This window comes from Streptomyces sp. NPDC127197 (genome assembly GCF_042672405.1).
Classification (GTDB): Bacteria; Actinomycetota; Actinomycetes; order Streptomycetales; family Streptomycetaceae; genus Streptomyces; species Streptomyces flavusporus.
On the sequence record NZ_JBHXVG010000006.1, the window covers coordinates 210,109 to 223,106 of the forward strand.

Consider the following 12,998-nt stretch of genomic DNA (forward strand, 5'->3'; position numbering starts at 1 on the left):
GACAGAAACCCCGGCAAAGAGACGACGCTTCAGCGAACGCCGATGATGTGCTGCCCGCTGTGCCACCCTCATCCCCTGTCGATTGCCATGACTCAGGCACAGCCGTCACACAGGCTGCCCGCCATACCCAGCGCATCTGCATGTTCAAACGTCACGGTGCGGCGCGGAGGGGCTGTGCCGGCAAGCCAGGAGGTGGCAGGCAGGGCTGTCGGTCGTCAACCCACGCTCGACCATGCATCGGGGCGGGGCACCAGCACCGCGGAGACCACCGCGTCGGACGATGCCATGACATCGAGCGCAAAACGAAGGCGCCCGAGGCCGAGCCGGCGCAACGCCGGGCCGTGGTCAGCAGCAACGACGAGGGAGACCGCGAGCAGAAGAAGTCGCCACAGGGCCATCACCGGGCGGCGCATTGTGCGGGGCAGTTCTGCCAGGGAGGCGTGCAGCCGCTCGCAGTGGAACGGGACGTGGCGCTGCTCGTCAGACAGAATCCGTCCTGCCACATCCGAGGTGAGCTCGTCCTGGGCACCATCGCGCAGGGCCCGGTAATAACGCAGCGCCACCACTTCCGCGATCATCAGCACCAGCAGTTCCATGCGCAGGCCCATGAGACGCCGCAACCGTACGAAGACTGTGTCGCTCCAGTGGCCGGTCAACGGCGGTATGCCCCCCGCGGCCAGCAGCCGGGCGAGTAGACGGGCGTGGTTCTGTTCCTCGGCGACGAAGAGCCGGACCGCCTGCGCATAGTCGGCGTCGCCGGCCTGGTCCGCTTTGCCGACCAGGTTCGCGCCGTCACCGTCCTCGCCGACCTGGAAGCGCTGAATACTGGCCCACACCGCCGGATGCAGCGTCGCCCCGCGCCCCCAGTCCGGGTCACTCTGGGCGTGCCTGCGCTCCCGCTCGTCCTCGAACCGCTGTGTCCACTTGGCGAACTCGCCCGTATGCACCCGGTCACCCCTCTCCGGGACACGGCCACCGTGCCCCGGAGAGGGACGACGCCAGCAGACACCGAACCGTTCCGCTGCCGCCCGACAGCCTTCGGTCCTGTGGGCCTTCGGGATTAGGCCCTGGCCGGTACGCGTTCACTGACGCCACCGAGGCAAGGCCGCATGGAGGCGGTGCTTCAAGCAGATTCCGGCTGTGCGGCCGGGGTGATGTTCTGGTTGGCGTGGAAGATGTTGTCCGGGTCGTAGGTCCGCTTGACCTGGGCGAGACGGTCGTAGTGGTTGCGGTATGTGGCACGGACCCGGCCCGGGGCCTCGCCCTCGCCGAGGAAGTTCACGTACGAGCCGCCCATGGAGTACGGGTGCATCTCCTCCCAGTAGTCGACACACCACCGCCTGATGGTCTCGGCATTGGCCGGATCGGGGTCGACACCGGCGAAGACGCCGGACCAGACGGCGTCCCGGTAGCCCCATGCGGTGTCGTCGGGGCCCACTCGGTGGGCGGCGCCGTTGACGGGGTAGAGGTGCATCAGTGACAGCGAGGTGGGGAGGTTCTCGCCGTGTTTGAGGTGTACGTCGACGGCGGCGTCCGGGATGCTGTCGAAGAAGTCGCCGCGCCAGTACCACTGGTAGCCGGTGGGGATCAGTTCGTCGAAGCTGCTCTGCAGCATGGGATATGGCATTGGTGACGTGAAGTGGAAGGCGGGCGGTCCCGGCTCCTGCGCCGGCGTGAGCGCCTCCTCGAAGCGGCTGAGGTCACCGGTGTGACACCACACGACGCCGCACACCTTCAGGCCGTGGATCTCGTCCGGGAACGGCGGGGCCGGCGGGATGGTGAAGATCGTCAGGAAGCCGTAGACGTCCTCCGGTGCCTGTGGCAGGAAGTCGCGGTACCACGTCAGCACCTCACGGGCCCGGTCGACCGGCCACACGGTGATTCCGAACCCGATCGTGTCCACCGGGTGGAGGCGGTAGGTGAACGAGGTCACGACCCCGAAGTTGCCGCCACCACCGCGCAGGGCCCAGAACAGGTCCGGGTGTTCGGTCTCGCTCGCGGTGACGAAGCTGCCGTCGGCCAGTACGACGTCGGCTGCGAGCAGGTTGTCCACCGTCAGGCCGTACTTGCGCGTGAGGTAGCCGTGGCCGCCGCCCAGTGTCAGGCCTCCGACTCCGGTCATGGAGATGATGCCCGAGGGCGTCGCGAGGCCGAAGGCGTGGGTGGCGTGATCGAGGTCGCCGAGCTGGCTGCCACCGCCGACCTGGGCGGTCCTGGCCGCGGGGTCGACGCGCACCCACCGCATCGGGGACAGGTCGACGGTGACACCGCCGTCCATCAGGCACAGGCCGGGGCCGCTGTGCCCGCCTCCACGGACGGCCAGTTCCAGGCCCTGATCGCGGACGACCTTGATGGCGGCCATGACGTCCCCGGCATCGACGCAGTGGGCGATGGCGGCCGGACGCTTGTCGATCATCGCGTTGTAGACCTTGCGGTCCTGGTCGTAGTCGGGGTCCTGGGGCCCTGTGACCAGGCCGCGCAGCGCGGTCCTCATGGTTTCCAGAGTTGAGGTGTTCATGGAGATCTCCCACCCGGCTCACTGGTTGGTCGGCCGCCACAGCCCCGGCATCCGCCCGCCGCACACCGCGGTGCTGACATGACCAGCGTCCCGCCGGCTCGGGTGCCCTGCAATCCGTACGCTCAGCAGGGTGTCGGCTTCCGTCGTCGTCTCTCGTGAAGGCCATCCGACCGGAGCGGGAGGGGGCCCGGTGGTGCTCGCAGGTGATGAGCCGTCAGTCACCGGGGCGGGAGCAGGAGATCCGCGATGGCACCGGTGCAAGTCGACTGGCCGTCCCAGCTGTTCGGTCAGCGCTCGGTGCAGGCAGGGTAGGAAGAGCCGCGATAGCAGGAGTCGTAGTCGTCACGGGTCACGAAGAACGTCTCCTCCTCGCCGTCCGACGTGCGTACGGTGAGCTCGTTGATCTCGGCCCCCATGCCCGTGTACGCGCGTTCCTTGTCGATGACGCGTCCCGGTGGCCCCTCCTCGTAGCCGCACGCGGTCGCGAGGGCGAGGAGGGCGGCGGCGAGGAGGGTCGTAGGAGCAGTGGCGGTGCGGTGCTTCATCGGGTCAGCTCCCGTCGCGGGTCGATGTCTCCACAGCGGACAGGCGCGGCCTCCTCTCGCTCGCGGATCCGCAGGGGCATCGTCCCATCGCGGGCCCGGGAAGGGTCCCCATCAGACGCGTCGCTCCGCGGCAACTCGGCGCGCAAGGATCACCCGTCTGGCACCGGTTGCGTACCCCATATGGGTGATTACAGTGGGATTTGACCGCATGTGAATTCCACCCTGGAGGGGGTAGGTATGCCCGCTGCGAACAGACGACGGGTCGTCGCCCTGAGCTCGGCTCTCATCGCCGCAACCGTCGTCCTCACTCCGGTCAGCGTTCAGCAAGCATCTGCGGCCACACCGAGCCAGACTCACGTCAGTACGGCCTCCGCCGTCCCTGAGCAGTACCGGGACCGGGACTATCGGCGGGGCTTCCGGGACGGCTTCCGATTCGGATTCCGCGTGGGCCTGCGGGACTGCCATCGGTACGACCGGCACGACTGGCGCGACCGGTACGACGACAACTACCGACGAGCCGCCGCTGTTCCGGATCGGTACCAGGACTATCGGGACTATCGACGGGGCTTCAGGGACGGCTTCAGAGTGGGATACCGCCAGGGCATGCGGGTGTGCTGAATCCTCCGCGTCAGCCCAGGGAGGTCCTTGGCCGGCTCGCTGACGGTTCGACCCGCGCTGCGGTCGGTGTCACCGACGGTTCGTGAGTGGGAAGTGCCGGACTGGTCGGGGTGCCGGGCCCGTCGGGCAGAGGGCTTGTGGTGGGGCGGGGGGTGGCGGGCTCGGGCCGCGTTGACGGGGGGCGGGACGGCGAGGGAGTGGAGGGAGGCGGCGTCGTAGGGCCACTCGCGGGTGGGGGCGCGAGAGGGACCGTCGGGGGTCGGGGTGTCTCGGGTGTCGCCAGGTGGAGGGGGAGTGCGATGAGGGCGGCGACCGCGCAGGACACGCCGACCCCGGCCGCGGTGCGGAGCAGGCGGCGGCGGGCCGCGGTGCGGCGGATCGCCTCGTATCGGCCGGGGGGTGGGCCGAGGTGGTCGGAGGAGGGCCGGAGGATCACCGCGAGGGGGTCGTCGGGGTCGAACTCCGGGCCGTCGTCAAAGCGTGTGGTCAAGGCTTCTCCTCAGGTGGACGCGGAGCAGTTCGCGGGCCGCGTGGAGGTCGGCCTTGACGGTTCCTTCCTTGCGTCCGGTCAGCACGGACACCTCCCGGATCGGCATGTCAGCGTAGTAGTGGAGGAGGATCGGGACGCGGAGTCGTTCCGGCAGTGACTGCACGAGCAGGCGTACGGAGGGGTCGGCCTGTTCGGGGTGGGGGCGGACGGCGGCTTCCGTGGTCGCACGGCGCATGGCCCTGCGCTCGCGCTCCCGTTTGCGCCAGTGGTCCCGGACGAGGTTGGCCGCGGTGACGTAGAGGAAGCCGCGGGGTTCCTCCACCTTCGTCCAGCGGGCCCAGAGCCGGGTGAACGCCTCCGAGGCGATCTCGTGGGCCGTCTCGTCGTCGTCGACGAGACGGCGGCACCAGCCGGCGAGACGCGGGTAGAGGGCGGCGAACAGCTCGGACGCTGCCTTGTCGCGGGACCGTTTCAACGCTCTCCATGGTCGTGAGGGCACGTCGTTGTGGGGCAGGCGTGCTCAGGAAGTCGTGGCGCTCAGCGTGGCGAAGGCGATCACGTTGTCGCGGTACTCGTCGCCGGTACGGGGGCCGCCGCACGTGATCAGACGTAGTTCCGGACGGTTTACGTTCCCGTAGACGTCGTCGGCCGGGAAGTCCGCCTTGGCCACCGTCCGTACGCTGCTGATGGTGAACACCGCCGCCGTGCCGTTCTCCAGACGCGCGACGATCCGGTCGCCCCGGTGCAGGCGTGCGAGGTGACGGAAGACCCCGTCCCCGTAGGGGCCGACCGTGACATGGCCGAGGATGACCGACGGGCCGATCTGACCCGGTGTCGGCGAGTGCCGGTACCAGCCCGCCCGGTCGTCCGCCGTGATGGGCGGCACCTGCACAGTGCCGTCCGGCGCCAACCCCAGCCGCATGACCGGGGTGTCGACGCCGATGGCCGGGATGCGCAGCCTGACCGGGGCCGAACGCCCCAGCGCCTGCGCCGACTTCACGGGGGGCCGCTGCGAGCTCCGGGGGTTTGCGGTCGTGGTCCGGCCGCTGCAGCCGATGAGCAGTGAGGCCGTCGCGGCGGTGGCGAACGCGCGCCTGGAGAGCGGGGTCATGCCCCGGTCGCCCGCCGGCGACGTACGACGAAGAACGCGGCGCCGCCGACGCCGAGCACCGCGGCAGCGGCGCCGCCGATCACCCCGCCCTCGGTCCCGGACTGCGAGGAGGCCGCCGTCACTCCGGTGTCGGGCGCGCCGCTCGGTACGACGGAGACCTGGCTCTCGGCCGGCGCCGGGGTCGGCTCGGTGGTGGCCGGGGCGCGGGTCGGTTCGGCGCTCGGCGTCGGGACGGCGGTGGCCGGCGGGCGGGTCGGTTCCGCGCTGGGGGCCGGGGCCGGGGCGGCAGTGGTGGTCGGGTGTGCCGTGAGGGCCGGGGACGGCCCGTCGGCGAACGCGGGTGCGGTGCTCGCCAGTACCGCGGTGCACGCAAGTGCCATGGCGCTGAGGACAGTTCGGCGCATTGAATCGCTCTCAATCGTCGGGCCGCCTGGGATGCGGCGGGGTGAGTGACGGGTCGAGCGGAGAGACGAGGCGGCGGCGGAGCAGGTTGTAAAGAGTTGGCAAAGCGGTTACTTGGCTGGTCAGAGGGCGTAGCAGGGGCATTGTCAGTGGCTGCCCCTACGCTCGGAGGCAATGGCACAGATGTGGAGGTGCTCGGGGCTGCGGTGGGCGGCCGGTGGGCCCGAGTTGGTGTGGAGCGGGGGGCGCGCGAGTGCGCTGACCTGGGGGAAACGGGTGGCCTTCGGGGTCGTGGAAGGGGATGTGCGAACGTGTGTGGGTGCGCGGGGGCATGCGTGTCCGGGGAGGGCCGGCGTGCCGGGGCGGAGTACCGGGGCGCGGTGCGAGGAGTGTGCGCGGTTGGATCGGGCGCATTCCGTGGCGGCCGATGCGGTTCCCGACGATCCGCGGCCATATCACGTGTATCTCGCGTGGTTCGGGCCGGGAATGGTGAAGGTGGGGATCACTGCCGTCGAGCGGGGGCCGGCCCGGTTGCTGGAGCAGGGGGCGGTCTGTTTCAGCTGGCTCGGTGCCGGGCCGTTGATGGCCGCGCGGCGGGCCGAGGAGCTGTTGCGCGCCGCGTTGCGGGTGCCGGACCGGATTCCGTACGCCGAGAAGCGGGCGGTACGGGCCGTGTTGCCGGGGACGGAGGCGGAGCGGGCGGCGGAGATCGAAGAGCTGCACGGGCGGGCGGTGACGCTCGGTGGGTGGCCGGAGTCGCTGGCGCGGGAGCCGTTCCGAGCGGTGGATCATGTGCGGGCGTTCGGGCTGAAGGGGGCGCCGCGCGCGGTCGGGGAGGTGAGCGAGCTCGTCGCCGGTGGGGTGGTGAGTGGGGAGCTGGTTGCTGCCGCCGGGCCTGATCTGCATCTGGCAACCGGAGGACGGGGCGTCGTCGTTCTGGATACGCGGCTCATGACGGGGTGGGGGCTGGTTCCGGTCGGCGGCGGGGGCGCGGGCGGGGAGATGTCCGCGCCGGTGCGGGAGCTCAAGGGAGGGAGAGGGGGTGGGTTGCAGGACGGGTTGTTCTGATGCGGGCGGGCTGTGGTGACGTAACGGCGTGTGGTGATTCCCTCAGCGGCGGCCACCGCATTCCTTCCGGCGCCTCACACCGGCGTTCCCAGGAGCCTCCTGAGAGGTGCCTGTGTGTTTCTCAGGGAAAACACAGGTTGTCGAAAGGGCGCTCTCAGAGCGCGCCGACATGGTGTCCATCATGACCACGACCTCGCCCCAGGGGCGCACCGAACTGCTGAGGCCGGACGGGAGCCCCGTCCGGGTGCTTGTGGTGGACGACGAGCTGTCGATCACCGAGCTGCTGTCCATGGCCCTGCGTTACGAGGGCTGGCAGATCCGGAGCGCGGGGGACGGCCAGGGTGCCGTCCAGGCCGCGCGTGAGTTCCGGCCCGATGCCGTCGTCCTCGACATGATGCTGCCCGACATGGACGGGCTGACCGTTCTCGGGCGGCTTCGGCGGGAGCTGCCGGACGTGCCGGTGCTGTTCCTGACCGCCAAGGACGCCGTCGAGGACCGCATTGCCGGGCTCACCGCCGGAGGCGACGACTACGTCACCAAGCCGTTCTCCCTCGAGGAGGTCGTCGCACGGCTGCGCGGGCTGATACGCCGGTCCGGTGCCGCCGACCGGCGGTCCGACTCCATGCTCGTCGTCGGTGACCTCACCCTCGACGAGGACAGTCACGAGGTGACCAGGGCCGGTGAGAACATCCACCTCACCGCCACCGAGTTCGAGCTGCTGCGCTTCCTCATGCGCAACCCCCGGCGCGTGCTGAGCAAGGCACAGATCCTCGACCGGGTCTGGTCGTACGACTTCGGCGGGCAGGCCAATGTCGTCGAGCTGTACATCTCGTACCTGCGCAGGAAGATCGACGCCGGACGCGAGCCGATGATCCACACCCGGCGTGGGGCCGGTTACCTGATCAAGCCCGCGGCGTCATGAGCCGGCGACGACAGTCGCGTGTGCAGCGGCGGCGAGCGGGACAGCCGCGCACCCTGCGGACGCGGCTCGTCGTCTCCGCGGTGACGCTCATCGCGGTGGTCTGCGCCGTGATCGGCACGGTGACGACGCTGGCGCTGCGCTCGCATCTGTACGAGCAGCTGGACGGGCAGGTCACCGACGCTGCCCGGCGCGCGGCGGGTCCTCCGGCCGGGGTGTTGCAGCCGGACGGCGGTGACCGGGGGCCGGGTGTCCCGCAGGGCGGATCGCTGACGACCGAGACGGCGGACGAGCGGCTGGACAACTTCGTCACCAAGGGTCCGACGCAGGTGGACACCGTCGCCGCCGTCGTGGGTGGCGACGGCACGATCACCAAGGCGGTCGTCGCCGTGGAGGAGTCCTCCACGAGCGGTGGATTCGAGCCGATGAAGGCCGTCGAGCTCACCGTGGCACAGACGGCCGTGCTCGCGGACGTGTCCACGAGCGGCATCCACACCGTCGACGTCCCGGACCTCGGCGAGTACCGCGTCACGTATATGACCGGCGACAAGGGCAATGTCATTGTCGCGTTGCCCACCGACACCGTCACCAACACCATCAGCACCCTGATCATCGTCGAGGTCAGCGTCACCGCCGCCGGCCTCGTCGCGGCCTCCTTGGCCGGCGCCGCCATCGTCGGTGTGGCCCTGCGCCCGCTGCGCAAGGTCGCCGCCACCGCCACCCGGGTCTCCGAACTCCCCCTGCACAGCGGCGAGGTGAACCTCGACGAGCGGGTGTCGGAGTCCGAGACCGACCCGCACACCGAGGTCGGCCAGGTGGGCGCCGCGCTCAACCGGATGCTGGACCATGTGCACGGCGCGCTGCACGCACGGCAGCAGAGCGAGACGCGGGTACGGCAGTTCGTCGCGGACGCCAGTCATGAGCTGCGGACGCCGCTGGCATCCATCCGCGGGTACGCCGAACTCACCAGACGCGGAAGGGAACAGGTCGGCCCCGACACCCGGCACGCGCTCGGCCGTATCGAGTCCGAGGCCGGCCGGATGACCCTCCTCGTCGAGGACCTGCTCCTGCTCGCCCGCCTCGACGCCGGCCGTCCGCTGCAGTTCGAGCAGACCGACCTCGTACCGCTCGTCGTGGACACCGTCAGCGACGCGCGTGTCGCGGGCCCGGACCACATCTGGCGGCTCGACCTGCCCGACGAACCCGCACTCGTGTCGGCGGACGCCGCCCGGCTGCAACAGGTGCTCGTCAACCTGCTCGCCAACGCCCGCACCCACACCCCGCCCGGTACGACCGTCACCGCGCGCGTGCAGCGGCGCGGGACGTGGCTGTGCGTGGACGTCCAGGACGACGGGCCGGGCATTCCGCCCGAACTGCTGCCGCGTGTCTTCGAACGGTTCGCGCGCGGCGACTCCGCGCGCTCCCGCGCCACCGGTTCGACCGGTCTGGGCCTCGCCATCGTGCGGGCGGTGGCGAGTGCGCACGGCGGTGCGGTGACCGTGGACAGCGTGCCCGGACGGACCGTGTTCACGGTGCGTCTGCCGGCATCGGCGCCCCAGCCGGTCGCCGAAATGAACTGGCAGTCGCACTCACAGGCACAGCACAGCGTCACCACACGGGCGCAACAGGGGGCTTGACAAGAGTCGTTCCCATGCGAACCGACTCTTCTCCCGGCACCCTGCCGGCGCGGGAGCACCTCCCGGCCGCACCAGCCGGTACGCCTGTCCTGGACGTAGTGATTCCCGTCTACAACGAGGAGAAGGACCTCCAGCCGTGTGTGCTGCGGCTGCACCAGCACCTCGCGCGCACCTTCCCGTACCCGTTCCGCATCACGATCGCGGACAACGCGTCGACGGACACCACACCTCAGGTGTCGGCACGGCTGGAGGCGCAGCTTCCGGAGGTCCGGTCCTTCCGGCTGGAGCAGAAGGGCCGCGGGCGCGCACTGCGCACCGTCTGGTCGGCCTCGGACGCCCCGATCCTCGCGTACATGGACGTCGACCTGTCCACCGACCTCAATGCGCTGCTGCCGCTGGTGGCGCCGCTGATCTCCGGCCACTCGGACCTGGCGATCGGCTCCCGGCTGGCCCGCTCCTCACGCGTGGTGCGCGGCGCGAAGCGGGAGTTCATCTCCCGCTCGTACAACCTCATCCTGCGCGGCTCGCTCCAGGCCCGCTTCTCGGACGCGCAGTGCGGCTTCAAGGCGATCCGCAGGGATGTCGCCCAGGTGCTGCTGCCGCTGGTGGAGGACACCGGCTGGTTCTTCGACACCGAGATGCTGGTGCTCGCCGAGCGTGCGGGCCTGCGGATCCACGAGGTGCCCGTCGACTGGGTCGACGACCCCGACTCGACCGTGCACATCGTGAAGACGGCGACCGACGACCTCAAGGGCGTGTGGCGGGTGGGCAGGGCGCTGGCCACCGGTTCGCTGCCGCTCGACCGGCTCACCCGCCCCTTCGGCGACGACCCGCGCGACCGCGAGCTGCCCGACGTCCCCAGGGGACTGGCCCGCCAGCTGCTCGGCTTCTGTGTCGTCGGCGGTCTGTCCACCCTCTTCTACCTGCTGCTCTACACCGCCTTCCGCGGCTTCACCGGTTCGCAGCTCGCCAACGCGCTCGCCCTGCTGGTCTCCGCGATCGCCAACACCGCGGCCAACCGGCGGCTGACGTTCGGCGTGCGCGGCCGTGGCGGTGCCGTCAAGCACCAGGCGCAGGGCCTGGTCGTCTTCGGTATCGGCCTGGTCCTCACCAGCGGCTCCCTCGCCGCCCTGAACGCGGCGACCTCCCACCCCGGTCACTCCACGGAGCTGGCCGTCCTGATCGCCGCCAACCTCGCGGCGACGGTGCTGCGGTTCCTGCTCTTCCGGGCGTGGGTCTTCCCGGACCGGCGTGAGCAGGAGACATCGACGGCCGTCGCCTCGCCCACCCCGTACCCCTCGCAGACCCCGCACCAGCCACACCCGCCGCTGCCCCACCGCCCGACCGGGGCCCAACGGCCGTACGGCACAGACCACTTCCGCGCCGGTTCGGCCGCGGACCGCACCACCTGGCGGGACGCCACCCTGCAGCTGCAGCCGGTGCGCCCGAACGACACCGACCCGAGGGACTTCCGATGACGACAACGACCGTGCCGGCTCCGCCGGCCGACACACCGACGGCGCCCGCGCCCGACGAACCCGGGCAGAACTTCGTACGACGGCTCTGGCGCGGTCGGCCGGAGGACCCGCGCTGGGTGCGCCCCGCGTTCCTGGCCACCCTCCTCGCCATCGGCGCGCTGTACACCTACAACCTCACCGCCTCCGGCTACGCCAACTCCTTCTACTCCGCGGCCGTCCAGGCCGGCAGCCAGTCGTGGAAGGCGTTCTTCTTCGGCTCACTGGACGCGGCGAACGCCATCACCGTCGACAAGCCCCCGGCCTCGCTGTGGCCGATGGCCCTGTCGGTGCGGCTCTTCGGGCTGAACTCGTTCGCGATCCTGTTCCCGCAGGTGCTGATGGCGGTCGCGACGGCGGGCGTGCTGTACGCGTCCGTGCGCCGTCGGTTCTCCGCCGGCGCCGGGTTCGTCACGATGGCGGTGTTCGCGCTCACGCCGGTCGCCGCGCTGATGTTCCGGTTCAACAACCCGGACGCGGCCCTCGCCCTGCTGATGGCGACCGCCGTGTACTGCACCCAGCGTGCCCTGGAGAAGGCGCAGACGAAGTGGCTGGTGTGGGCGGGCACCGCGATCGGCCTCGCCTTCCTGGTCAAGACGCTGCAGGCGTTCCTGATCCTGCCGGTGCTCGCCCTGGTGTACGTCGTCCGCGCACCGACGACCCTGAGGAAGCGCATCGGGCAGGTGCTCCTCGCCGGTCTCGCCATGGTCGTCGCCGGCGGCTGGTGGGTGGCGATCGTCGAGCTGTGGCCGGCGTCCTCCCGCCCGTACATCGGCGGCTCGCAGAACAACTCCTTCCTGGAGCTGACCTTCGGCTACAACGGCCTCGGCCGCATCAACGGCGAGGAGACCGGCAGCGTCGGAGGCGGCGGCCAGGGCGGCGGCTGGGGTGAGACCGGCTGGGACCGGATGTTCAGCTCAACCATCGGTGGCCAGATCTCGTGGCTGATTCCGGCCGCGCTGATCCTGCTGGTGGCGGCCCTGGTCCTGACCTGGAAGCTGCAGCGGACGGACACCACCCGCGCCACCTTCCTCCTCTGGGGCGGCTCGCTGCTGATCACCATGGTGATCTTCAGCTTCATGCAGGGCATCTTCCACGAGTACTACACCGTCGCCCTCGCCCCCTACATCGCCCCGCTGATCGGCATGGGCGCCGCGCTGCTCTGGCAGGAACGCGGCCGGACGTGGGTGTCGCTGACGCTGGCGGCCGCGATGACGGCCACCGCTGCCTGGGGGTACGTCCTGCTCGACCGCTCCTCCGACTACTACCCGTGGCTGAAGTGGCTCGTCCTCGTCGGCGGCCTGGTGGCCGCGCTCGGCCTGGTCTTCGTGGGCCGCCTCGGGCATCAACTGGCTCTGACTGTCGTCGCGTTGGGATATGTCGCCGGGCTGGCCGGGCCGACCGCGTACACCCTCACCACGCTGGGCGAGGGCCACACCGGGTCGATCGTGACCGCGGGCCCGTCCGTCCAGGGCGGCATGGGCGGCGGCCCGGGCGGTGGCGGTGGCGGCATGGGCGGCGGCCCCGGTGGCGGCGCCATGCCGGGGCCGCAGAACCAGCAGAACGGACAGAACCAGCAGGGTGGCGGCATGGCCCAGCCCCCGACCGGCGGCTTCCCCGGCCAGAACCAGCAGGGCCAGGGGCAGCAGGGCGGTCCGGGCCGGCAGAACGGGACTGGTGACGGCGGCGGCATGGGTGGTGCCGGCGGCATGGGCGGCCTGCTCAACGGCGCCTCCGTCAGCGACGAGGCCAAGGAGCTGCTGGAGGAGAACTCCGGCGACTACACCTGGGTCGCCGCCGCCATCGGCGCCCAGAACGCCGCGAGCTACCAGCTGTCCACCGGCGACCCGGTGATGTCGATCGGCGGCTTCAACGGCACCGACCCGTCGCCAACCCTGGCCGAGTTCAAGGAGTACGTGGCGGACGGCAGGATCCACTACTTCATCGCCGGCGGCGGCATGGGCGGCGGCTCGGACAGCGGCACGTCCTCGCAGATCACCTCGTGGGTCGAGGAGAACTTCAAGGAGGTCACGGTGGGATCCGCCACCTTCTACGACCTGACGCAGCCGACGAGTTCGAGCAGCAGCTGACCTACGCCAAACCGATTCCCGCCGTACCGGCTCTCCGCTTCCGTACGGCGGGAATCCGCGTTGTACACCGTATGGGAACTGTTCTA

13 protein-coding genes are annotated in these 12,998 nt (G+C 70.6%); 6 read left to right on the forward strand and 7 right to left on the reverse strand.

Going from position 1 to position 12,998, the window contains the following annotated elements; genetic code table 11:
- Positions 1–215: 215 nt before the first annotated feature.
- The 3 genes from ACFVJQ_RS12325 to ACFVJQ_RS12335 form a co-directional block, all read right to left on the reverse strand.
- A complete protein-coding gene (locus ACFVJQ_RS12325; RefSeq protein WP_385783147.1) occupies positions 216–947 on the reverse strand; it encodes a ferritin-like domain-containing protein in 732 nt (243 codons plus the stop codon).
- 176 nt (positions 948–1,123) lie between these two features.
- A complete protein-coding gene (locus ACFVJQ_RS12330; RefSeq protein WP_385783150.1) occupies positions 1,124–2,518 on the reverse strand; it encodes an FAD-binding oxidoreductase in 1,395 nt (464 codons plus the stop codon).
- 287 nt (positions 2,519–2,805) lie between these two features.
- Positions 2,806–3,063 carry a hypothetical protein gene (locus ACFVJQ_RS12335; RefSeq protein WP_385510553.1) on the reverse strand — a complete coding sequence of 86 codons (258 nt, stop codon included), beginning with the start codon at positions 3,061–3,063 and terminating at the stop codon, positions 2,806–2,808.
- Between the two features lie 237 nt (positions 3,064–3,300).
- Here ACFVJQ_RS12335 and ACFVJQ_RS12340 point away from each other — a divergent pair, with 237 nt between their 5' ends.
- Positions 3,301–3,681, forward strand: a complete 381-nt coding sequence (locus tag ACFVJQ_RS12340; protein WP_385510554.1) for a hypothetical protein — start codon at positions 3,301–3,303, stop codon at positions 3,679–3,681.
- A 10-nt stretch (positions 3,682–3,691) separates the two neighbouring features.
- Here ACFVJQ_RS12340 and ACFVJQ_RS12345 read toward each other — a convergent pair whose 3' ends face one another.
- The 4 genes from ACFVJQ_RS12345 to ACFVJQ_RS12360 are packed head-to-tail and all read right to left on the reverse strand — an operon-like array spanning position 3,692 to position 5,686.
- Positions 3,692–4,171, reverse strand: a complete 480-nt coding sequence (locus ACFVJQ_RS12345; protein WP_385783153.1) for a hypothetical protein — start codon at positions 4,169–4,171, stop codon at positions 3,692–3,694.
- Positions 4,155–4,646: an RNA polymerase sigma factor gene (locus tag ACFVJQ_RS12350; RefSeq protein ID WP_385510556.1), complete on the reverse strand. Its 492-nt coding sequence runs from the start codon at positions 4,644–4,646 to the stop codon at positions 4,155–4,157. Before ACFVJQ_RS12350 ends, ACFVJQ_RS12345 begins: the two co-directional genes overlap by 17 nt.
- A gap of 45 nt (positions 4,647–4,691) precedes the next feature.
- On the reverse strand, positions 4,692–5,282 hold the full coding sequence (locus ACFVJQ_RS12355) for a class F sortase (RefSeq protein WP_385510558.1): 591 nt from the start codon (positions 5,280–5,282) through the stop codon (positions 4,692–4,694).
- A complete protein-coding gene (locus ACFVJQ_RS12360; RefSeq protein WP_385783157.1) occupies positions 5,279–5,686 on the reverse strand; it encodes a sortase-dependent protein in 408 nt (135 codons plus the stop codon). Before ACFVJQ_RS12360 ends, ACFVJQ_RS12355 begins: the two co-directional genes overlap by 4 nt.
- A gap of 172 nt (positions 5,687–5,858) precedes the next feature.
- Between ACFVJQ_RS12360 and ACFVJQ_RS12365 the strand changes: the two genes are divergently transcribed.
- The 5 genes from ACFVJQ_RS12365 to ACFVJQ_RS12385 all read left to right on the forward strand — a co-directional run bounded on the left by ACFVJQ_RS12365 (position 5,859) and on the right by ACFVJQ_RS12385 (position 12,912).
- Positions 5,859–6,752 (forward strand): DUF2797 domain-containing protein, encoded by an 894-nt coding sequence (locus tag ACFVJQ_RS12365; RefSeq protein WP_385783160.1) that lies wholly within the window; start codon positions 5,859–5,861, stop codon positions 6,750–6,752.
- Between the two features lie 181 nt (positions 6,753–6,933).
- Positions 6,934–7,674, forward strand: coding sequence for a response regulator transcription factor (locus ACFVJQ_RS12370; RefSeq protein ID WP_385510561.1), 741 nt, complete (start codon positions 6,934–6,936; stop codon positions 7,672–7,674).
- Positions 7,671–9,308 carry a sensor histidine kinase gene (locus ACFVJQ_RS12375; RefSeq protein ID WP_385783163.1) on the forward strand — a complete coding sequence of 546 codons (1,638 nt, stop codon included), beginning with the start codon at positions 7,671–7,673 and terminating at the stop codon, positions 9,306–9,308. The genes ACFVJQ_RS12370 and ACFVJQ_RS12375 overlap by 4 nt, the downstream gene beginning before the upstream one ends.
- A gap of 14 nt (positions 9,309–9,322) precedes the next feature.
- On the forward strand, positions 9,323–10,786 hold the full coding sequence (locus tag ACFVJQ_RS12380; RefSeq protein WP_385783166.1) for a glycosyltransferase: 1,464 nt from the start codon (positions 9,323–9,325) through the stop codon (positions 10,784–10,786).
- Positions 10,783–12,912: an ArnT family glycosyltransferase gene (locus ACFVJQ_RS12385; RefSeq protein ID WP_385783169.1), complete on the forward strand. Its 2,130-nt coding sequence runs from the start codon at positions 10,783–10,785 to the stop codon at positions 12,910–12,912. Before ACFVJQ_RS12380 ends, ACFVJQ_RS12385 begins: the two co-directional genes overlap by 4 nt.
- Positions 12,913–12,998: the final 86 nt, after the last annotated feature.

Coding starts and splice junctions, on each gene's coding strand:
- ACFVJQ_RS12330 (WP_385783150.1), bottom strand. CDS start 2,518: ATGAACACCTCAACTCTGGAAACCATGAGGACCGCGCTGCGCGGCCTG.
- ACFVJQ_RS12335 (WP_385510553.1), bottom strand. CDS start 3,063: ATGAAGCACCGCACCGCCACTGCTCCTACGACCCTCCTCGCCGCCGCC.
- ACFVJQ_RS12340 (WP_385510554.1), top strand. CDS start 3,301: ATGCCCGCTGCGAACAGACGACGGGTCGTCGCCCTGAGCTCGGCTCTC.
- ACFVJQ_RS12355 (WP_385510558.1), bottom strand. CDS start 5,282: ATGACCCCGCTCTCCAGGCGCGCGTTCGCCACCGCCGCGACGGCCTCA.
- ACFVJQ_RS12360 (WP_385783157.1), bottom strand. CDS start 5,686: ATGCGCCGAACTGTCCTCAGCGCCATGGCACTTGCGTGCACCGCGGTA.
- ACFVJQ_RS12365 (WP_385783160.1), top strand. CDS start 5,859: ATGGCACAGATGTGGAGGTGCTCGGGGCTGCGGTGGGCGGCCGGTGGG.
- ACFVJQ_RS12370 (WP_385510561.1), top strand. CDS start 6,934: ATGACCACGACCTCGCCCCAGGGGCGCACCGAACTGCTGAGGCCGGAC.
- ACFVJQ_RS12375 (WP_385783163.1), top strand. CDS start 7,671: ATGAGCCGGCGACGACAGTCGCGTGTGCAGCGGCGGCGAGCGGGACAG.
- ACFVJQ_RS12380 (WP_385783166.1), top strand. CDS start 9,323: ATGCGAACCGACTCTTCTCCCGGCACCCTGCCGGCGCGGGAGCACCTC.
- ACFVJQ_RS12385 (WP_385783169.1), top strand. CDS start 10,783: ATGACGACAACGACCGTGCCGGCTCCGCCGGCCGACACACCGACGGCG.